Origin of the sequence: Hymenobacter sp. HSC-4F20, assembly GCF_019599275.1 — a bacterium.
Classification (GTDB): domain Bacteria; phylum Bacteroidota; class Bacteroidia; order Cytophagales; family Hymenobacteraceae; genus Hymenobacter.
Window position 1 is genome coordinate 492,912 of the sequence record NZ_JAHZTD010000001.1, and the last position, 20,733, is coordinate 513,644.

Sequence of the window (20,733 nt, forward strand, 5' to 3'; positions counted from 1 at the left end):
TTTCAGGCCGTCCCCTAACGCGTACGCCCCCGAAACCAGAGGTTTCGGAGGCGTACGCGTTAGGGGACGCTACTAGCGGAGGGGCACTACACGGCAGCGGGCTGCCGGCCTGAAGCAATGGTAGCCTGGGGCCGCTCCCCAATTTGCTGGCGCCACATGGCGTAGTAAAGGCCGCGCTGGGCCAGCAGCTCCTCGTGGCGGCCTGCCTCGGCAATGCGGCCCCGCTCCAGCACAAAAATGCGGTCGGCGTGCAGGATGGTGCTCAGGCGGTGGGCAATGAGGATGGTAATGTGCTGGCGGGAGCCCGACAACTCGCGCACGGTCTGGCTGATTTCCTCCTCCGTGAGCGAGTCGAGGGCGGAGGTAGCTTCGTCGAACACGAGCAGGGTAGGGCGGCGCAGCAGGGCCCGGGCAATGCTCAGGCGCTGCTTTTCTCCCCCCGAGACTTTCACGCCGCCCTCCCCAATCACCGTATCCAGGCCCTGGGGGGCGCGGGCCAGTAAGGAATCGGCGGCGGCTTGGTGCAGGGCCCGCAGGCACTGCTCGTCGGTGGCCTGTGGGGCCACGAAGCGCAGGTTCTCGCGGATGGTGCCGGCAAACAGCTGGGTGTCCTGGGTCACGAAGCCGATTTGCTCCCGCAGCGCATCCAGATCCAGCTCCGGGCCCGGAATGCCATTGTACAGAATCTGGCCCGTAGCGGGAGGATAGAGCCCTACCAGCAGCTTCACCAGGGTAGTTTTGCCCGAGCCCGAAGGTCCCACAAAGGCAATGGTTTCGCCGAGCCTGGTCTGGAAGCTGATGCCGTCGAGGGCCGGGGCGCTGGCCGTCAGGTGCTGGAAATGTACGTCGTTGAAGGCCAGCGTTTCAATCTGCTTTACTACCTGCGGGTGGGCCGGCTTGGCTTCCTTGGGCGTGTCGAGAATCTGCTGGTAGTTGGCCATGGAGGCCTCCGTTTCGCGGTACACGTTGATAATGGTGCCCATTTCCTGCAAGGGCCCAAAAATGGCGAACGAGTAAATAAAGAAGGAGAAGAACTCCCCCACGGAAATTGTGCGCTGTACCACCAGAAACAGCAGCATCAGCAAAATCACGTTGCGCATCAGGTTCACGAAGGTGCCCTGCACAAAGGACAAGGAGCGCAGGTAGCGCACCTTTTTCAGTTCCAGCTTCAGGATTTTCTCGGTGGTAGCATTCAGGCGCTGGGTTTCCTGCTGGGCCAGCCCCAGGCTTTTCACTAGCTCAATATTGCGCAGGCTTTCGGTGGTGGAGCCGGCCAGGGCCGTGGTTTCGGCCACAATGGTTTTCTGAATTACCTTGATGCGCTTGCTCAGGAACAAACTCAGCGTGCCCAGCAGCGGAATGGTTAGAAAGTATACCACTGCAATGGGCCAGTACACGCTGATGGCGTACCACGAGACAAAGATGATGGCCACCAGGGAAATAAAGAGCACATTTATAAAGCTCTGGATCAGCTTTTCCACGTCCGTGCGCACCTTCTGAAGCTTACCCAGCGTTTCGCCGGAGCGCTGGTCCTCGAACACCTGGTAGGGCAGTTCCAGGGAGTGGCGCAGTCCATCGGAGTACAGCTCGGCCCCCAGGCGCTGGGTGATGACGTTGGTGTAGTAGTCCTGGAAGTTTTTGGCGATGCGCGAGACCATGGCCACCCCCAGGGCCTGCAAAATCAGCAGCCCTGCTCCCCCGCTCAGGAACTCCCAGAAGCCGGGGTGCTGAGCGTTGCGCACGGCCGGCGTCACAAACCGGTCGATGATCTGCCGCAGAATATACGGGTCGAGCAGGGAAAACACCTGGTTGATGGCGGCCAGCAGCAGGGCCAGCCCCAGCAAGCCCCAGTAGTGGCGCAGATAGCGGTACAGTAGTTTCATCAGATAGAAAGAAGAGGGGAGAGAGGCTAGAAGCCGGAAGGCCGCCGGAAGGTTTCGAGCCGGGGGTGGGATAGGGGAGCGGAAAAATCTGCGGCCGGGGCCCAAAGGTGGCTCTACGGCCGGTTACGCCGGCCACGGCAAGGCCAGCGCCCGGGTCTCCTGGGGCTGGTGCTGAGCTTTGAGGGATGTTGGAGCTTATGTTTAGATTTTGAAAAAATAAGCTCCAAAAGCTAGGCGCTAGGTAGCCTCGCCGGCAGTGCTGGCCACCAACCGGGTGCTACCGGGCACCATCACGGGGGGGGTAGCGGTGGGGCGGTACTGCTGGGCCAGCAGGTGAGCTACTGCGGGCGGTTCCGGGCCCTGGTGCAGCGCCCGGATGCTGGTTTTCAGCTCGGCCTCGTCGCGACTCACGCCCCGGTCGTGCTGCTGGGCGTGCTCCTCCCACGACTCGGTCATGAAGTACTCCACCATGCGGGTAGGCTCGGCCAGATCGGCGTAGAGGCCCCAGCCAATGGCGCCCTCCCGGCGCCGGATGCGGGCCAGCTGCTCCATGAGGTAGGTGAAGGTAGGCTGGTCGGCAGGAGCAACCCGGTAGGTCGTCGTGATAATCACCGGGCCTTCTTCAGGAGCTGGCTCGGCGGCCAGGATGGGCTCGGGACGAGGGCGGGCGGGGGTATGGTCGAGGGTTTCGGGCGAGTTGCGCAGGGAGAAGCGCAGGGCCAGCAGGGTAGTCAGGCCCAGCCACCCGGCGGCCCCGGCCAGGGCCAGCGGCAGGCCGGCCCTTTCGGCCACCGTGCCCCACACCACGCTGCCCAGGGCCATGCCGCCCTGAATGGTGAGCAGGTAGAGGCTGATGGTGCGGGCTTGCACCCAGCGGGGCACCACGGTTTGCACGCCCACGCTAAACGAGTTCAGCACCAGCATCCAGGCCATGCCCACCAGCGTCAGCAGAGCATAGAGCACCCAGTGGGTATCGACGTAGCCCAGGCCCAGTAAGCTCACGGCAAAGGCCACGGTAGCCAGGGTCACCCGCCAGTCGATGCTCAGGCGCTGGTTGAGGCGGGGCAGCGTCACGGCGGCCAGCACGGCCCCCAGGCCCATGCAGGAAAGCAGCAGGGAGTAAAAGGACGTGGGTTCGTGCAGGCGGCGGGCTACCACGGCGGGCATGAGGGCAAACAGGGCGCTGGCCCCGAAGGTAAAGCACACCCCGCGCACCAGTATGTGCTGCACCGGCGGGGCAAACCGGGCGTAGCGCACTCCTCCCCGAATGGCGGCCACTACCCGTTCCGTGGCCAGGGTAGAAGTGGCCTGGGGTTCGCGCTGCCAGCGGTACACCATGTAGATAGTGGCCAGAAAGGAGAGACCGTTGAGCAGAAACGCTGCCCCGGCCGAGAAGTAGCCGATAACCACCCCCCCCAGAGCCGGACCAAAAGCGCGGGCCAGGTTAAAGCTGACGCTGTTGAGGGCAATGGCCTGGGGTAGCTCCTGGCGGGGCACCAGCTCCGGCGTCACGGTTTGCCATACCGGGTTATTCAAAGCCCCGCCCAGCCCCAGCAGGAACGTGAGCAACAGTAAAAGCCAGGGGGTAGTGAGCCCGAGCAGGGTAGTGGCAGCCAGCACCAGGGCCACGGTGGCCATCCAGGTTTGGGTGAGCAGCAGCATCCGGCGGCGGTCCACCAGGTCGGCCAGGGCGCCCGCGGGGAGGCTCAGGAGAAACACGGGCAGGGCCGAGGCCGTCTGAAGCAGGGCTACCAGTACGGGCGAGGTTGTCAGCTCCGTCATCAGCCCCACGGCCCCCACATTCTGCATCCAGGTGCCAATATTGGACACGAAAGAGGCAATCCAGAGCATCCTAAAAAACGGAATACGCAGGGGCGTGAACGGGGAAGCCGTAGGAGCAGGAGCCGTGGTAGCGGGAGCAGACATGCGAAATAAGGCAGCGGGTAGAAAGCAAGCTGCTGCCTTGTACGAAAGAAAAGTCGACGGCGCCGCTTACCGTCCCTGCCAGCTACGTTCCTGCGGCGAGGTTAGCAAAAAGCCCTGGAACAAAGTCCCAGGGCTTTCGTGGTGCAACGATCTGTCTGAAGGGGAGGCTTATGCAGTAATAATACGACTGGCGCGGCTGGCCTGACCACCTTTACGGCCGGCAATTCGCGCTTCCTCTGAGGTAAAGCGGTGGCCGCGCCCGCTCTCGTGCGAGGCTTTGCCCCCTTCGCTGGCAATGCGGCGCTGAGTGGCAGGGTCCATGGCGGCAAAGCCGCGGGGGCGCTTGGGCGTTTCGGGAGCATTGGCTGAAGTAGCCATTTTTTGGTTGGTTTTCATAGGAGTAGGTAGGGTGAAAGAAAGCGTAATAGGCAAGGCTACGTCAGATAAGGTCCAGCGTTTGAGCCCATTGGTTGCAACTCGAACACTTCATCTAGGCGCAGCAGGCATAGGGCCCGTTGCAGGGCTGGTCCTACGTTACTGAGCAGCACATGGGCGCCCGCCTGCCGGGCGAGCAGCAACTGAGATACTAGGTGGCTAACCCCGAGCGTGCGCAGGCACTGCAAATGCTGGCAATCAATGAGCAGCCGGGGCCGGGAACCAGGCTGGGTCCGGACGAGCTGGTGAGCCAGGGCCACAGGGTCAGTCGTGTTCAGATCGATGCTGAAGACAACCGGCTCAGGAGCAGAGGTAACTGGGACGTGTCGCATACGCAAAAACAGACAGTGGAAAGATGGTAGAAGAAGGGAGGTTGCACAGGTTGCTAGCCCTGCGCCAGATACTCGGCCAGGCTACCCGGCTTTTGGTTGAGCGCCATACATCCAATCCTGTCAGCCACAGTCCCGGCGCTCCGCCATCACAAAGTTGGGGTATGTAATCCAGAAAAAAGTCCAGATAAACTACCATTTATACTACTCCGTATTTTTCTCGTCCGTACCTACGCTGCCAGCAGAGATGTACGTTCTGCTTACCTACCAGGAGGAGACTGTACTACCTGCTAGCTGCTGTAATAGCTCGATAGGGCGGTTTTGAGTCTTATTTCCGTTCGGGGCCAACGGGTGGTCCGTAGTTTTCGCGGTCTGTCAGGGAGCAGAGGTTTCGGGGAAGTAGTGGGAAAAAGCCAAAGGCCCGGAACAAGCGTTCCGGGCCTTTGGCTTGGTAAAGGTTGTGGCAGAGCGTGCGCGTGGCCGTTACAGGCGCAGGCCAATACCGGGGCCCAGCAAAATGAAGGGTTTGCCTTTGGAAAGCAGGTAACCCCCACCCAGGTAAAGCGGAAACGTTAGCTTGGCGTCGCGGCGGGTAGGGTAGATGGAGCCCAGCAGCACCACGCCCAGGTCGCGGTTGGCGTCGCCCTTGCTTAAGTCAAAGGCATTGAGGGCCACGAAGCCGGCCCCTACCTTGTAGGGCCGGAGGCGGTTGATTTTCTCGGGGTGGTAGAAGCTGATTTGCCCCAGCATGGCCAGCGAAATACCTCCGAACGAGGTGTAGCTGGACTCGCCCGGGTACTTGGTCAGCAGGCCGCCGGGGAAGCTCACGTCAATATCAAACTTAATGCGGCGCTGTAGTACCAGTTCCAGCTTTTGCGAGAAGCCAGGCTCTTGGTACTGGCTCTGGGTGTGCTTTACCGTGATGATGATGGTGCTCCAGTCGTCGAGGTCGTAGGTTTTGCGGTAGCTTAGTAGGCTGTTGAGGCTGATGTTGCCTACCTGGCACTGCTTGTCCTGGTAGAAAGCTGCCCGCACCGAGTTGCCGTCGGGGCACACCACAATGTTGTCGACGGTGCGCATCTCAATCAACTCCCCCTTGGCATTCTGGGTCCGGATGTCAAAGGTCAGGTACTGCTTGCCGTAGAGCTGCCGGTCCGAGTCGATGGCGCCCGTGTTGAAACTGAACACCACGTCGCTGATGGTGCGGTTGTAAAGCACCGGCCCGTTCAGGCGCGTCAGGGGGCGGGGCGCCTCCCCGAAGGTGACCCCCACAAAGTCGAGCGGGTGGGGCCGCTGAAACTCCCGTACCGAGAGGCCATAGCCCGTGGGCTGCCCGGAGTTGAAGATGGTGATGCGCTTCTTGTCAATGGTCAGGGGCACCTGCACGCGGTACACCACGGCCGCGTCGGAGCGGATGCTGGAGTCCGAGGGAATAATCTGCACGTCCTCGAAGTGGAACCGGGCCCGGGTCAGCGACTCGCCCTCCAGGCGCACGTCCACGGTTTCGCCGGGGTTCACGGTGGTATTCGTGCTCCAGTCGCCGCCGCGGTGGCGCACGCTCACCGCGCTGATGGCCGTTTTGGGGGAGATGTTGAAGTTGGTAACGTACTTGGCCTGGTCGTTTTCCTTGATGTAGAGGTAGCTTTCCGTCTGGCGGTGGGTGTTGTACACGCGCAGCCAGCACAGCACCCGGTCATTGGTGAGATACTGACGGGTAAAGAGCTCGGCAATCAGGGCCCCGCCGGCTTCCTCCTGGTCCTCAATGCGGTAGGTGCGCTTCAGCTCAAAGGTGCGGCCGTTGTCCAGAATCAGCTCTACTCCCCGGCGGCGCGAGGCTTCATCCAAGGTAATTTCCTTTTTGTCGACGCTGAGAAAGCGCAGGCGCGAGGCTTTCACGGTAAACTCCTGGCGCACCGGTGGCAGGCTATAAGTAACGCGCCGGTTGTTGTCGGTGAGGAAGGGCCGCTCGGTTTGGGGGCGCAGGGTAAGCTGGCGGGTGCCCAGGGCGTTGGGCAGCACGTGCAGGCGTAGCACGCCTTTTTCCTGCTCCAGGCGGTAGTCGATGTCCTGGCCGCGGGTCCACTCCGGCGTCACCCGGATATTCTTCGGGTTGTTGCTGGTCAGGTCAAACACCTTCTCCTCTCCCACGAACAGCTCCGTATCCGCGGGCCGGAACTCCAGGGTCGTGTGCGTAACGGGCAGCAGCTTGATGGTCTGTGTAAGCGCGGGGCGCCCCACCGAGTCATTGGGCTGGCGGAAAGTTAGGCTTAGGAACTTGCTGCCTCCTAGGTCTTTAAACCGCAGCTTGGCCCGGTAGTATTGCCCGCCGTCCACGGCCGTGAGCGAGTCAACCAGGGTGAAGTCGGCGGAGCGTTGCAGGCGCAGGGCCGCGGCGCGGGAAGCTACTTCGGGGTACACCAGCAACTCGGCGGCTTCGTCGTCCTGCCGGTAGAAGAAATAGAGGTGGGGTTCACCCTGCACAGCCACCGTATGGCGGCTGAGGCTGTAGCGGGTAGTATCGGTGCGCAGGCTAAGGTCGCGTACCAGCAGGGAGGCTTGTTGGGCCTGCGCAGTCAGGCCACAGAGGAGCAGCAGCAGGCCCAGGCCCCACGCGCCCGGCAGCCTGCGGAACCCGAAGAAGTTCAACACGGCAAGAAAAAGGGAAAACTGCTCCCGACCCACCGGAAGCCCTGCAAAGGTAGGACCTGGGGTAGGGCGGTAGCACTACCGTAGTGCGTTTTTTTCGATTAGCTGCTCGCAGGAGAGGCGAAACGCCTCAAAACAAAAACGCCTTCTGCGCAATGCAGAAGGCGTTTAGTAGTCCGTAGGGGAATCGAACCCCTGTTGGCAGAATGAAAATCTGCAGTCCTAACCCCTAGACGAACGGACCAGCTAGTAGCGGAGTGTTTTCCGTTTTGGTGGTGCAAAGATAATAGCTGCTGTATACAAGGCAACACTTAAGAAAGAAAAAAACTGGCGTCAGGCGGTAACTGCACCAGAATCAGTGGGTTTTTTTTGCGGATTGTGCTTCCGGTCCCACCATACGTAGGCCCCGAACAGCACCAAGCTGATGCCCGTCACCCAGAGCAACCCCGATTTCAGCCGGGCACTGTCTTCGCCCAGGTAGGCCAGCAAGGCAATCAGGGGCACTACGCCGGCTACCGTGGCAGCCATAAACTTCAGGTAGCCCATGCGTGCCAGGCCGGCCACAAAGCTAATGGCGTCGTCGGAGAGGGCAGGGGAGAGCCGGGCAATGATGACGGCCCAGACGCCGTAGCGCTTCACCATGGCCAGAACCTTCTGCTCATTCTTCGGGCCCAGTACCCGCGCCACGAACGACTCGCCGAGGGCGTGGCCCAGCCCATAGCCCACCGAGGAGGCCACCATGATGCCGGCCAGGGCCAGCAGGGAGCCCCACCACGGCCCGTAAGCCAAAATAGCTACCAGAATCAGCAGCACTACGTTCACCACGAACAGGAACATCTGGGCCACCATAGCCGCCACTACCACCACCGGACCCCAGTAGCCAAACTGCTGCATCCAGGCCGCAATGCGCGGCTGCTCACCACTGCGCAGCACCTCCCAGCCTTCGCGGGCGGTCCTCTGAAATTCGGGCCAGAGAAACCAGCAGGCCAGCAGACCCAGCAGCAAGCCCAAGGATAGGTAGAGCGGCACATGGTTGGCCCGCTTAGCCGGTGAGGCGGAGGTAGGGAATGCGGCAGTTGACAAGGGCAGAGCAGGTAAGAAGTGGGAAGGGCGAGGAGCCCGAAACAACACGTACGCAGCCCGCCGCCGAAAAGCTGCGGCAACCCCAGCGGCGCAAGCGCGGTACTACTCCTAGACACTCCCTATCCGGCCAGCTAGCGCGTCATGGCCGGCAACCTCTCTTCCTGCTCAATGACAAAACATACGTATGACTTCGGCCTGATTGGTAACTGTGCCTTCCTGGGCCTGATTGGCACCGACACGGCCGTGCGCTGGCTCTGCTGGCCCCGCTTTGACAGCAGCTTTGTATTTGGCTCCCTGCTTGACGAGCAGAAGGGCGGCGAGTACAGCATCCGCCCCGCCGACCCGGCCGCGGCCAGCAGCTCGCGGCAGTACTACCGTACCAACACCAATGTGCTGTGCACGGAAATCACCACCCCCGATGGCCGCTACCGCGTCACGGATTTTGCCCCGCGCTTTCAGCAGTATGAGCGGTACTACAAGCCCCTGATGTTTATCCGGAAGGTAGAGCCCCTGGAGGGTACACCGCGCGTGCGCGTAGCCTGCCGGCCGGTGGGCCAGTACGGGGAGCTGGCACTAAGCCGCCGCCGTAGCTCCAACCACATTGCCTTTCTGGGCCTGGAGGAGGAAATCCGGCTCACCACCAACATTCCGCTGACCTACGTCCTGGACGAGGAAGACTTTGTGCTTAACGAGCCGAAGTATCTGGTGATGACCTACGGTGCTCCGTTGGAAGCACCCTTGGAAAGCACCGCCGAGCGGTTTTTGCGCTCTACCATCGACTACTGGCGCATTTGGGTGAAGAGCACCAGCATCAGTAATTTCCGCCAGGACCAGGTGATTCGCTCGGCCCTGGCCCTGAAGATCCACCAGTACGAGGATACGGGAGCCATCATTGCGGCCAGCACCACCTCCCTACCCGAGGCCCCTGGCAGCACCCGCAACTGGGACTACCGCTACTGCTGGATGCGCGACACGTACTACATCCTGACGGCCTTTAACAACATCGGCCACTTCGAGGAGATGGAGCGCTATTTCCACTACATCGCCAACATTTCCACTAAGATTAAGGGCAAGTACCAGCCGCTTTATGGCATCAGCGGCAAATCGGAGCTGGTGGAGCAGGAGCTGCCCCTGGCCGGCTACCTGGGCAACCAGCCCGTGCGCATCGGCAACGACGCTTACACGCACATTCAGAACGACGTGTACGGGCAGGTGCTGGTGGCCCTGCTACCCCTCTACGTCGATTGCCGCTTCCTGGACCCCGAGCGACCCAACCCGGAGAAGCTGGTATTTGAGACGCTAAGCCTGATTGAAGCTACCATGGACCAGCCCGATGCCGGGCTCTGGGAGTTCCGGAACCTGGCCCAGTACCACTGCTACACCTACCTGTTTCACTGGGCCGGCAGCCATGCCGCCCGCAAGGTGGCCCGCTCCCTGGGCAACCGGGAAATGGAGGCCCGGGCCGAGCGGCTCATGCAGCAGGCCGCCGACCACATTGAGCAGTGTTACAGCCCGGAGCTGGGCGCCTACACCAATGCCATTGGCTCTCCCCACCTCGATGCCAGCTCCATGCAGCTCATCCTGATGGGCTACCTTGACCCCGCCTCCGAGCGGGCCCGCACCCACTTGCAGGCGCTGGAGAAGGAGCTGAAAACCCCGGAGGGCCTGTTCTACCGCTACCGGCACGCCGACGACTTCGGCACGCCCGAAACCACCTTCCTGATTTGCTCCTTCTGGTACGTGGAGGCCCTGGCCAGCGTGGGCCGGGTAGAAGAAGCCATCCAGGAGTTTGAAAAGCTGACTACCTACACCAACCACCTGGGCTTGCTTTCCGAGGATGTGGATGCCAAAACCGGCTCGCAGTGGGGCAACTTTCCCCAGGCCTACAGCCACGTAGGCCTGGTGAATGCTGCCTACCGCATTGCTCAGAAAATGGCGAAGCCCAATTTCATCTAGTAAGTAGGTAGGTGAGCCATGCGCAAAACAGTGGCATAGCCAGGACGCAGAGACGACACCATCCGTCCGTCCTGCTGTGACAAGCCTAAAAAGAAAGAAGCCCTTGACGCTACTACACGTCAAGGGCTTCTTTCTTTACTTTCCACGGTGGGCAGGATAGGTATCGGCTCCGCCCTGCCCGGCCGCGTAACTTACAGCAGGCTCCGCAGCAGGTTGCGGACTTCAGTAGGAGACCTGAGATGATAGCGGGCCAGGGAGCGGGCGCCGGTGCCAACCTTAACGGTGTAGGCTTCGGGGGGTAGGGCGCGGAACGTGTCCTCGTCGGTACGGTCGTCGCCGAGGGCCAGGATAAAGGTGGGGTTATACTGCGTCAGCCACCGGGCCGCGGCAGTTCCTTTATTGATGCCGGCCGTTTTCACTTCAATTACCTTGTTGCCTTCCATCACCTGCAACTCCGTATTGGAAGTCATAAACGTGAGGTGATTGAGTAGCTCGCGGGCCCGCACCTCGCCCAGTTCACTATCGGCGCGCCGGTAGTGCCACACGAGCGAGTACTCTTTGTCTTCGATAAAGGAACCGGCCGTGCGGGTCACGTACATTTCTATAATAGGCCGGATATCCTGCTTCCAATTGTTATTCAGGGGCTGAAACAGCTGCCAGTCCTCACTGGCAGGCCGCAGCCACACGCCATGTTCGGCAATGAAATCGAGGGGTAGGTGACCAAGCCAGTTTTGCAGGGTCGTTCGGTCGCGGCCGCTGATGATGACCACGTGGTTCTGTGGGTCGGCCGTCAGGGCCTGCAGAAGCAGCTGCAGCTCTTGGTCGGGCTGGGCCCGCTGGGGCAGGTTGTGGAAGGGCATGAGCGTGCCGTCGTAGTCAAGCAGAAGCAGGCGTTGTCCGGCGGCGCGGAAGTCGTCGGCCAGTTGCTCACTAACCTCAGGCGTCAGCATCTCGGTGGCCAGGGTCAGCTGCTTGATTTTGCTGTAAGCCAGCCGGTCCATGAACAGCTTGGTCCAGGCAAATACGTTGTACTGGCGCACCAATGCGCGCATGGCCCCCATGCGGTGAACCTGCTCCTCGGCCGGCATCACCAGGGCATCGTGCATGGCTTCGGCTAGCTGGCCAGTATCGGTGGGGTTGATAATCAGCGCGTCGGACAGCTCCCGGGCCGCCCCGGCTCGCTCGCTCAGAATCAACACCCCCCGGTTATCGGCCTTGCTGGCCACAAACTCCTTTGACACCAGGTTCATTCCGTCGCGCATGGGCGTCACCAGGGCCACCTCCGCCAAGCGGTAGAGGGCCGCCAGCTCTTCCAGGGGAAAGGAGCGGTAGAAATAGTGAATGGGCGTCCAGCTAATGGTGCGGTACTGGGCGTTAATGCGGCCTACCAACTCGTCAATTTCCTCCTTAAGGGTAGCGTACTGCGCTACCTGGTCGCGGGAGGGCACCACCACCATAATCAGGCTAACCTGCTCGCGCCACTCCGGGTAGCGCTGAATCAGGACTTCGAAGGCCCGCAGGCGCTCGGCAATGCCTTTGGAGTAGTCGAGCCGGTCAATGGAAAGAATAACACGCGTATCGCGCAGGGCCTCGCGGTACTCCGCCTCGTGGCGCTGGGCCTGCTCCGAGGCCGCAGCCTGCTCGTAGCGCTCATAGTCGATGCCCATGGGGAAGGCGTCGACGAGCACCGTGCGGTTGGTCGTTTCAATCTGCCCATTGTGCGAGGACAACCCTAGCAGTTGCGACACCGAGCTGAGAAAGTGGCGCATGTAGCCAAACGTGTGGAAGCCGATAAGGTCGGCGCCGAGCATGCCGCGCAGCAGCTCCGTACGCCACGGCAGCGCCCGAATCAGCTCATAGGAAGGGAAAGGAATGTGCAGGAAAAAGCCGATGGTACACTCCGGGCGCGCCTTGCGCAGCATTTCCGGCAGCAGTAGCAACTGGTAGTCGTGCACCCAGATAGTATCCTCGGGGCCAGCCAGCTCCAGCACCGCGCGGCAGAATTTCTCGTTTACCGCCACGTAGGCATCCCAGTGGGTTTGCGCATAGGTGGCGTACTGCGGGAAGTAGTGGAAGGTAGGCCAGAGAGTGGAGTTGCTGAAGCCTTCGTAGAAATCATGAATTTCTGCCTCCGTCAAAAACACGGGCGCCATGCTGTCAGCGCTTAGCTCTTGGCGGATATGCTGCTCGTCGGCCTCTTCCTCCACAAAAAGCCCCGGCCACCCCACCCACACGTTGCCCTCCTGCCGGTAGATGGAGCCTAACCCCGTTGCGAGCCCGCCTTCGCTGGGCTGAAACGTAAGACTTTCTTCGGTGCGCTGGACTTTGGTAGGAAGACGATTTGAGACAATAATTGTGCGGGACATGAGCCGTTACAGAATGATGAATACTCTCTGCTTACGGGAGAAAACGGCAGGTAGCCATTATTTTTTCGGGTTGCGCACCTAGTGTAGAGCTTACGGAACAGCCGTAAACTCGGCCGTAAAGGGCGGCTGGCACCGCAGCCGAGAAAGCAAATTCCTGATCAACAGTTTCTTGAGAATGCACCCTTGGCCGCCGGCCGCGTCTTCAGGCCCAGGCCCGACCAGAGCGCCTCCAGGGGCTGCCCACAGGCGGGTTTCATTGCTGTGGCCTTTAGCTGCTGGCTCGTTGGTAGGAAGCACCAGCGGCCCCGTACATGCAGGGGCGCGCAAGAGTCACTGCCGCGATGCATCCCCGGCCCGGCACCGGAGAAACGCTCGGAATACACCTTGTGCATCCGCAAGGCAGGCGCTGGGTTCAGGGAGAGGCTATTGGCGGGGAGGTAAAAGAAAAACCCGCTTACCGGGGAGGATAAGCGGGTTTTAAGGAAGAGAGCCAAAACGGAGGGCTTGTAGTCCGTAGGGGAATCGAACCCCTGTTGGCAGAATGAAAATCTGCAGTCCTAACCCCTAGACGAACGGACCAGATTACGCGGCCTTGTTCCGTTTTGATGATGCAAAGATAGGCAGACGAACATTCAGCGCAATACCTGGTTTTGAAAAAAACCAGCAGTGCTGAACAAATAGGCTGATTGTCAAGCGGAAATTTTTTACCACTAGGTTCAGTCGGGCGGGTAGTTTGTGCCGTACTGCCCGTGGCGGAGCCGCCGGTAGTACGGTATTTTGGTTTGATTTGGCGGAATACCCCCAGCCCGTTACCTTCGCTCCGCGTTTTTACCCGGCCCCTCGGGACCGATAAACCTCCCATTTCCCCATACTACTATGGCTAAAATCAAAGTTGCCATTAACGGCTTCGGCCGCATTGGCCGCCTGACGTTCAAGTCGCTGCTACAGCGTGAGAACGTGGAAGTCGTGGCTATCAACGACCTCACCGATAACAAGACGCTGGCTCACCTGCTCAAGTACGACTCCGTGCACGGCCGCTTCGATGGCACTGTAGCCTACGACGAAGAAAGCCTGACCGTAAATGGCCAGCGCATTGCCGCCCTGGCGGAGCGCGACCCCAAGCTGTTGCCCTGGGGCCAGATGGGCGTTGACGTGGTACTGGAATCAACCGGCCGCTTCGTGGATGAGGCCGGGGCTGGTCAGCACCTGACGGCTGGTGCCAAGAAGGTGGTTATTTCGGCTCCCGCTACCGGCAACATCCCGACGGTAGTACTGGGCGTGAACGAAGACATCCTGACCGGCGAGGAAACCATCCTCTCCAACGCATCGTGCACCACCAACTGCCTGGCTCCCATGGCCAAGGTGCTGGACGATGCCTTTGGCATCGAGAAGGGCTACATCACTACGGTGCATGCCTATACCTCCGACCAGAACCTGCAGGACGCGCCCCACAAAGACCTGCGCCGCGCCCGCGCCGCCGCCTACAGCATCATCCCAACCAGCACCGGTGCCGCTAAGGCCGTGGGTCTGGTGCTGCCCCAGCTGAAGGGCAAACTGGACGGTATTGCCATGCGCGTGCCCATTCCAGACGGCTCGACGACGGACTTGACCGTAATCCTGAAAACGGAAGCTACCAAAGAGCAAATCAACGAGGCCATCCAGAAGGCGGCCAGCGAAGGCGCACTGAAAGGCATCCTGGAGTACAGCACCGATCCGCTGGTAAGCATCGACATTGTAGGAAACACGCACTCCTGCATCTTCGACTCGCAACTGACCTCGGTAAACGGCACGCTGGCCAAGGTAGTAGGCTGGTACGACAACGAAACCGGCTACTCTACCCGCACCGCCGACCTCATTCAGAAGCTGGGCGAGAAAATGAACGGCTAAGCTTTCGGGCTTTCTGCTGATTAAAGCCGCCTGCCTGGGAAACCGGGCAGGCGGTTTTTCTTGGGGGTAAACAGATGACGTGTAAAAGGTAGTCTGCCGAGCCGGGAACGAAGCATCTGGGTTGAACCGATGGGCTACCACCCGGGGCTACCCCGCCGGATGCTTTGGCCGCGCCCGTGTCTACCCGTTTTATTCTGCTCAGCACGGCTGCCCTATCTTTAGCTCCGCATTTCACTAGTTCACCATCTCACCGCTCGTGCGCATCTGCTTTATTCTGAACCCGACTTCCGGCACTAACCGCACCCAGGATGTGCCTGCGCTGCTCACGCGCTACGCCACGGCGGCCGGGGCCGATTTTGAGATACGCGCTACGCAGTACGCCGGGCACGGAGAGGAGCTGGCCCGCCAGGCGGCCGCGGACGGGTGCCGGGTGGTAGTGGCCGTGGGCGGCGACGGCACGGTGAATGAGGTAGCGCGCGGGCTGCTGGGTAGTACGGCGGCCCTGGGCATCGTGCCCCGCGGCTCGGGCAACGGCCTGGCCCGCCACCTACGCCTACCCCTCGATTTGCCGGGAGCCGTGCGCCGGGCCTGCCACCCTACGTTTCAGCGCATTGATGCCGGCCGCATCAATGGGCACTGGTTTTTCTGTACGGCCGGGCTGGGGTTTGATGCCCACGTGAGTAAGATGTTTGCCCAGGCCGGCACCCGGGGGCTGCGTACCTACGTGAAGGTAGCGCTGCGCGAATACCGCCACTACCGCCCCGTGCCCGTACAGGTGGAGCTGAACGGGCAGGTGCTGGCTACCAACTGCTATGTGCTGGCCTTTGCCAATGCCGCCCAGTACGGCAACAACGCCTACATCGCGCCCCGAGCTAACATTCAGGATGGCCTGCTGGACGTGTGTCTGATCGACGCGCTACCGCTGCTGCGAGCCGTGTGGGTAGGGGTAGGGCTGGCCCTGGGGACGCTGCCCACGTCCGGCGGGGCTGTGTACCACACCAGCCACCACATCCGCGTCCGGACCCCGCACCGCTTGGGCTTCCACGCCGATGGGGACTACGTCGGTGATGCCGCTGAGTTTGAGGTGGAGCTTACTCCGCTGGCTTTGGAGGTAGCCGTGTAATAAGGAGGAAACAGTGAACTTGTGAAATAAGAAGTTTGCTGTTCTCTTTGTGCTGGTAGCCCGTCAAACTCCCCATTTCACAAGTTCACACTGCCATGAAAGCCAATAAAAACCGCCGGGAAGGCGTGGTATACTCCACTGACCCCGATTTCGACTACCAGGAGTCTGGTGGTGACGACGTGACGACCCTGCCCCCGCAGCAGCAGAACCTGCGCGTTCAGCTGGATAAAAAGGCGCGCGGTGGCAAGCAGGTCACGCTCATTACCGGCTTTGTGGGCCAGGAGGCTGATTTGCAGGAGCTGGGCAAGCTGCTAAAAACCAAGTGCGCCGTGGGCGGAAACGTCAAGGACGGCGAAATCCTGATCCAGGGCGACTTCCGCGACAAGGTACTGGCCGTGCTGCTGGAAAAGGGCTATAAAGCTAAGAAAGCCGGCGGCTAATGCCATGCCCGGCACCCTGCCGGCCCGGAACTGCATAACCGGAGCTACATAAGTTGCTTCAGGTTAGAGCCGCGTGTACCTTCCCAGCGAGTGGCCGGCGTCGCGTGCCACCCCGCCCGAAACTGCTGCTGACGCTGCTCCGGGGCTCTGGCTTCCAGCACCCTTCTACTTTCCCTCGAGCCACTGGGCGCCGCTAGGGCAGGTGCTCCAGCCAGCTCAGAGCCCGCCCTGGCTATAGTCGTTACCGTTCGGCTGCTATGCCCCCGGCCGTAGCCACCACCCGTAGTTTCGTGTTTTGGGTGAGTACTAGTAGCGGGGCGGGTAATCTGCTGCGGTTTGGGTTGGCTGAGGGGCTGGTAGGCTTGCAGCGCGGCTCGGCTTACCTGCTGACGCGGCTTACTCCTGCCTCTCTTTCTCCCACTTCACTTTCCCGCTAACTATGCCCGCTCCCGAAGTTGCTACGGTTCACTCCCTGGCCGAAGAATGGGTCATTGCCGCCGTGCAGTGGCTGAAACTAGGCGTGGAAACGGTGGGCGCCTGCATTATCGCGCTGGGCATTGGGGTAGCAGGCAGCCTCTTTCTGCGGGCCCTGCTGACGCGCCGCACCGCCGACTTTACGGCCATCCGCCTGACGCTGGCCCGCTACCTGGCTTTGGCCCTGGAGTTTCAGCTCGGCGCTGATATTCTGTCCACGGCCATTGCCCCTAGCTGGGAGCAGATCGGCAAGCTTGGGGCCATTGCCGTTATCCGCACCGCTCTGAACTTCTTTTTGTCCCGGGAAATGAAGGATGAGCGCCGGAGTGCCGCCGAGCAGCACGTAGCCCAGCGCGCCGCAAACCAGTAAAGCCGGCGCCAGCCCTACTGCCGGGCCAGGTGCGCCAGGGCCCGCTCTACGTCCTCAGGCGTATCAATTCCAATGGTTTCCAGTTCGGTTTCGGCCGTGAGAATACGGTAGCCATTTTCCAGCCAGCGCAGCTGCTCCAAGCTCTCGGCCAGCTCCAGGGGGGAAGGCGAAAGCTGCGTGATGGCGGCCAGCACATCGGGGCGGTAGGCATACAGGCCAATGTGGCGCAGGTAGCGGTGGTGGGGTAGCCACTCGGCCGGGGCGTGCTGGCGCTGGTAGGGCAGGGGGTGGCGGCTGAAGTACAAAGCGTAGCCGGCTGCGTCGCGGACTACCTTGGGCAAGTGAGGGCTGAAAAGCTCTTCTGCCGACAGCACCGGCTTCACCAGCGTGGCCAGCTGGGGCGGTTCAGCACCGTCGAAAAGCCGCAGCAGGGCGTCAATCTGGGCGGGGTGAATGAATGGCTCGTCGCCCTGGATGTTGATGATGCAGTCGGCGGTAGTGCCCAGCTGCTGGTAGGCCTCCCAGACCCGGTCGGTGCCGCTGGGATGGTCGGGGGAAGTTAGCACGGCCTCGCCCCCAAATCCGTGCACGTGGTTCAGAATCCGCTGGTCGTCAGTGGCTACTACCACCCGGCTCAAGCCCGACTGGCGGGCCTGCCCGACGACCCGCTGAATCATGGACTGGCCGCCTAAGTCAACCAGGGGTTTACCCACCAGGCGGGTGGAGGCGTAGCGGGCGGGAATAATGCCGATGGCGTGCATAGCAAGACGAGCAGTTGATGCAAGTCGCAAACAACGGGAAAAACCGGCAGGTTTGGTCGTTGGCGTTGCCGCAACATCGGCCGTGAAGGTGCGGCCCAAAGCTCTGGCGTTGCCCAGCCAACCCCGAAGTAGTACCCCGTACGAAGTACTGGGCGGGCCGTTTGTCCTGAAATCGACCAACAAAAAACCCTTGCCGTCATATAGTAGCGGTTGCTTGCGGGCGAATCCGTAACTTTCGGCAAACTTTATGTAAGCAGGTTCTCTCGTCGTGTAACGCCCCTGCTTACTGCTTTTCTGCCTACCCCTTGTATGTTCCGATTTTCGTTGCTGACCACCGCGCTTGCCCTTATTGGTTTCACGGCTACGGCCGGCCCCCGGCCAGTGGCACCGCCCGATTCGATTGGGGTAGAGTACCGCAACAACGTAATGCTGATTAAGCACCGCGTAACTCCCGGCGAAACCCTTTACGGGGTAGCTCGGCGCTACAAAGTGCCCGTGGAGCAGATTGTGGAAGCTAACGCCGGGCAGAAAGGGGCGCTGGTAACGGGCCAGATTGTGCTCGTGCCCCGCAACCGGGTGGTACTTAGTCGCCCGGCTACTCCCGCGCCCGCCGCCGCGGCCACCACGCGCAGCCTGCCAACTGACGCCCGCGGCAACCGCCTCTACAAAGTAGAGCCCGGCGTGACGCTGTTTGCCATTGCTCGCCGCTTCCAGACCACCCCCGCTGAACTCGCCCGCCTGAACGGCTTTCCCGCCAACTACAATGTGCGCGTAGGGGAAACAGTTATTGTGGCCGCCGGGACAGGCAGTGCTGCCGGCGCCGCCCGTCCCACTCCAGCCCCGGTAGCGGCTGCTCGCCCCGCTCCCACGGCCCGCCCGGAGCGCGACGAGGAAGCCGAACGGGAAGCCCGCGAAACCCGGGAGCGGGAAGCCCGGGAACGAGCCACTCGCGAACGGGCGCGTGACTCTGCAACTACGCCGCCGACCAGCGCGGTAGATGAGACGGCTGCGGAAAAGGATCGGGCCCCTGCCCGCGCCAGCGAAATTGTACGCCGCGTATCGGAAAGCGGCCTTGCCACCGCTATCCAGACGGACGCTTCCGATAAGTACCTGGCCCTGCACAAAACCGCCCCCGTAGGCACTATTATGCAGGTACGCAACATCATGAACGGGCAGTCGGTGTACGTGCGCGTGATTGGGCCCCTGCCCGATACGGGCGAGAATACCAACATTCTGGTCCGTCTCTCCAAGAAAGCGGTGCAGCGCCTGGCTACCCCCGACCAGCGCTTCCGGGTAGAAACCAGCTACGTCCCGTAACGAATGCGTTGTGTTGGTAGTATGCTCGTGCTGCTGGCGCTGGCTTCCTCCTGGTGCCAGGCCCAGCCGGGCAGCAGTCCTCTGGAGCTAGACCGCCGCTACCAGCAGGCCGGCGAGTTTGTACGGGCGTTGCCCCTTCTAGAGCAAGCCGCCACTCTGGGTAGCGCGCAAGCCCAGTACGAGCTGGGAGTAGCCTACCGCGCCGGCCAGGGCACGAGCCGCAACGACACCCTCGCTGTTGCGTGGCTAAGCAAGGCAGCCCGGCAGCAGTATGCCCCGGCGCACGTGGCCCTGGCCAGTGAGTTGTGGTACTCAGGGCTAATCAGCAAACAGCAGGTGCTCGCCTGGCTGCAGGCCAGTGCCACTGCCGGCGACTTTCCCAGCTTGGTGTACCTGCAACACCACTGCGACAGTACGTATGCTGACAACCCCGCCCCACCCGTGGCCGCCTACCCCTTGCAGCTCAGCAAGCAGATAGCGGCGCGCGCATCGGCTGCTACCCCGGCTGATAGTGCTACCATCTTGCAGCAGGCCCTCCGGCTGGGCACCTGGTACCAGAAAGGGTACCGGCTGAAGGCAAACCCGGTGGAAAGCTACTGCTGGTACCTGCTGATGAACGAAATGCGCACAACCAGCACCCATATCCTTTGGAGTGAAGCCATGCGAAAAGTTGCTGTGTTGCACGAGCAGCTAACCCCGGCCCAACGTGCAGAAGCGCTTCGCCGGGCCGAAGCCGTTGGTAACCGGAAACTACGGCGCCTTCCCCAACTTGCGCAGGCCCTGGCCCGCGTCAAGTCCACATCAGCAGTTCCGGCTCCTTCCGCCTGGGACTAGCAGCTGCCTAATTCTCCTTCGCCCCCGTGAATCACGCCCAGGTTCGGGCTTTGCTCGAAGAAAAATACCGTCACTACGACCAGCCCGCCTTTATTGCGGCCGACCCGGTTAGCATCCCGCACCGCTTCACCCGGCGCCCCGATATTGAAATTAGCGGCTTGTTTGCGGCCTTGCTGGCCTGGGGGCGCCGCCCCACCATCATCAGCAAGTGCCGGGAGTTGCTGCACCGCATGGACAATGCGCCCCACCAGTTCATCACCCAGCACCACGACGACGACCTGAAGGGCCTGCTGGGCTTCTGCCACCGAACTTTCTGCGACACCGACCTGCTGTACTTTGTGCACTGGCTCCGCTGGTTTTACCAAGAACACGAAACCCTAGAGGACGCTTTCCTGGTAGGAAACACGCAGAAGGAGCGGCTGGAAAACTTTCATACCCTGTTTTTTAGTTTGCCCGATGCGCCCCAGCGTACGCGCAAGCATGTGGCTACCCCGGCCCGCGGCTCGGCCTGCAAGCGCGTAAATATGTTTCTGCGCTGGATGGTCCGTCTTGATGCGCACGGAGTGGATTTTGGCCTCTGGACGCGCCTCTCACCTGCCGACCTCGTTTGCCCCTGCGACGTGCACGTGGAGCGTGTGGCCCGCCGCCTGGGCCTGCTGGCGCGTAAGCAGGTAGATTGGCTGGCCGCCGAAGAGCTGACCGGTCACCTGCGTGCCTTCGATCCTACTGACCCCACCAAGTATGATTTTGCCTTGTTCGGGCTGGGGGTAGAAGGGGAGATGTAGGGCGGAGTAAGAGAGGCCGATCCAGAGCTTTCCGCAAATTCGCTTCCGAGCAGCCTGGCCCCGGAGCCGCTAGCGAGGACGCTGCCGGGCCCCTTGCCAGCGGCTCTGCTTCCCAGAG

General features: G+C 61.5%; 17 protein-coding genes and 2 tRNA genes. 9 read left to right on the forward strand and 10 right to left on the reverse strand.

Annotated features, from left to right (window positions below):
• Positions 1-86 precede the first annotated feature (86 nt).
• The 7 genes from K3G63_RS02105 to K3G63_RS02135 all read right to left on the reverse strand — a co-directional run bounded on the left by K3G63_RS02105 (position 87) and on the right by K3G63_RS02135 (position 8,302).
• The gene (locus K3G63_RS02105) at positions 87-1,883 is read right to left on the reverse strand and encodes an ABC transporter ATP-binding protein (RefSeq protein ID WP_220612440.1); all 1,797 of its coding nucleotides are present in this window, start codon (positions 1,881-1,883) and stop codon (positions 87-89) included.
• 237 nt (positions 1,884-2,120) lie between these two features.
• Positions 2,121-3,809, reverse strand: coding sequence for an MFS transporter (locus K3G63_RS02110; protein ID WP_220612441.1), 1,689 nt, complete (start codon positions 3,807-3,809; stop codon positions 2,121-2,123).
• 168 nt (positions 3,810-3,977) lie between these two features.
• A complete protein-coding gene (locus K3G63_RS02115) occupies positions 3,978-4,205 on the reverse strand; it encodes a KGG domain-containing protein (protein ID WP_220612442.1) in 228 nt (75 codons plus the stop codon).
• A 38-nt stretch (positions 4,206-4,243) separates the two neighbouring features.
• Positions 4,244-4,576, reverse strand: coding sequence for an STAS domain-containing protein (locus K3G63_RS02120; RefSeq protein WP_220612443.1), 333 nt, complete (start codon positions 4,574-4,576; stop codon positions 4,244-4,246).
• Between the two features lie 480 nt (positions 4,577-5,056).
• Complete coding sequence (locus K3G63_RS02125) at positions 5,057-7,222, reverse strand: hypothetical protein (protein WP_220612444.1); 2,166 nt, start codon at positions 7,220-7,222, stop codon at positions 5,057-5,059.
• Positions 7,223-7,391: 169 nt separating this feature from the next.
• A tRNA-Glu gene (locus K3G63_RS02130) sits at positions 7,392-7,463 on the reverse strand.
• 89 nt (positions 7,464-7,552) lie between these two features.
• Complete coding sequence (locus K3G63_RS02135; RefSeq protein WP_220612445.1) at positions 7,553-8,302, reverse strand: TVP38/TMEM64 family protein; 750 nt, start codon at positions 8,300-8,302, stop codon at positions 7,553-7,555.
• 168 nt (positions 8,303-8,470) lie between these two features.
• Between K3G63_RS02135 and K3G63_RS02140 the strand changes: the two genes are divergently transcribed.
• Positions 8,471-10,258: a glycoside hydrolase family 15 protein gene (locus tag K3G63_RS02140; protein WP_220612446.1), complete on the forward strand. Its 1,788-nt coding sequence runs from the start codon at positions 8,471-8,473 to the stop codon at positions 10,256-10,258.
• Between the two features lie 191 nt (positions 10,259-10,449).
• Here K3G63_RS02140 and K3G63_RS02145 read toward each other — a convergent pair whose 3' ends face one another.
• Together K3G63_RS02145 and K3G63_RS02150 are read right to left on the reverse strand one after the other, a co-directional pair.
• Complete coding sequence (locus K3G63_RS02145; RefSeq protein WP_220612447.1) at positions 10,450-12,624, reverse strand: bifunctional alpha,alpha-trehalose-phosphate synthase (UDP-forming)/trehalose-phosphatase; 2,175 nt, start codon at positions 12,622-12,624, stop codon at positions 10,450-10,452.
• Between the two features lie 507 nt (positions 12,625-13,131).
• Positions 13,132-13,203: transfer RNA gene (locus K3G63_RS02150), tRNA-Glu, on the reverse strand.
• Positions 13,204-13,500: 297 nt separating this feature from the next.
• On the opposite strand from K3G63_RS02150, the gene gap reads away from it, so the two are divergent.
• The 5 genes from gap (at position 13,501) to K3G63_RS02175 (ending at position 16,918) form a co-directional block, all read left to right on the forward strand.
• Entirely contained in the window at positions 13,501-14,511 is a 1,011-nt protein-coding gene (gene gap, locus K3G63_RS02155) for a type I glyceraldehyde-3-phosphate dehydrogenase (protein ID WP_183403606.1), read from the forward strand.
• A 256-nt stretch (positions 14,512-14,767) separates the two neighbouring features.
• Positions 14,768-15,634 carry a YegS/Rv2252/BmrU family lipid kinase gene (locus K3G63_RS02160; RefSeq protein ID WP_310794548.1) on the forward strand — a complete coding sequence of 289 codons (867 nt, stop codon included), beginning with the start codon at positions 14,768-14,770 and terminating at the stop codon, positions 15,632-15,634.
• 95 nt (positions 15,635-15,729) lie between these two features.
• A complete protein-coding gene (locus tag K3G63_RS02165; protein ID WP_220612448.1) occupies positions 15,730-16,074 on the forward strand; it encodes a translation initiation factor in 345 nt (114 codons plus the stop codon).
• A 257-nt stretch (positions 16,075-16,331) separates the two neighbouring features.
• The gene (locus K3G63_RS02170; RefSeq protein WP_220612449.1) at positions 16,332-16,511 is read left to right on the forward strand and encodes a hypothetical protein; all 180 of its coding nucleotides are present in this window, start codon (positions 16,332-16,334) and stop codon (positions 16,509-16,511) included.
• 2 nt (positions 16,512-16,513) lie between these two features.
• Positions 16,514-16,918 (forward strand): DUF1622 domain-containing protein, encoded by a 405-nt coding sequence (locus K3G63_RS02175; RefSeq protein ID WP_220612450.1) that lies wholly within the window; start codon positions 16,514-16,516, stop codon positions 16,916-16,918.
• A gap of 14 nt (positions 16,919-16,932) precedes the next feature.
• Here K3G63_RS02175 and kdsB read toward each other — a convergent pair whose 3' ends face one another.
• Complete coding sequence (gene kdsB / locus K3G63_RS02180) at positions 16,933-17,679, reverse strand: 3-deoxy-manno-octulosonate cytidylyltransferase (RefSeq protein WP_220612451.1); 747 nt, start codon at positions 17,677-17,679, stop codon at positions 16,933-16,935.
• A gap of 309 nt (positions 17,680-17,988) precedes the next feature.
• On the opposite strand from kdsB, the gene K3G63_RS02185 reads away from it, so the two are divergent.
• The 3 genes from K3G63_RS02185 to K3G63_RS02195 are packed head-to-tail and all read left to right on the forward strand — an operon-like array spanning position 17,989 to position 20,615.
• Positions 17,989-18,996 carry a LysM peptidoglycan-binding domain-containing protein gene (locus K3G63_RS02185; RefSeq protein ID WP_220612452.1) on the forward strand — a complete coding sequence of 336 codons (1,008 nt, stop codon included), beginning with the start codon at positions 17,989-17,991 and terminating at the stop codon, positions 18,994-18,996.
• A gap of 21 nt (positions 18,997-19,017) precedes the next feature.
• A complete protein-coding gene (locus K3G63_RS02190; RefSeq protein ID WP_220612453.1) occupies positions 19,018-19,830 on the forward strand; it encodes a tetratricopeptide repeat protein in 813 nt (270 codons plus the stop codon).
• 26 nt (positions 19,831-19,856) lie between these two features.
• Positions 19,857-20,615, forward strand: coding sequence for a TIGR02757 family protein (locus K3G63_RS02195; RefSeq protein ID WP_220612454.1), 759 nt, complete (start codon positions 19,857-19,859; stop codon positions 20,613-20,615).
• Positions 20,616-20,733: the final 118 nt, after the last annotated feature.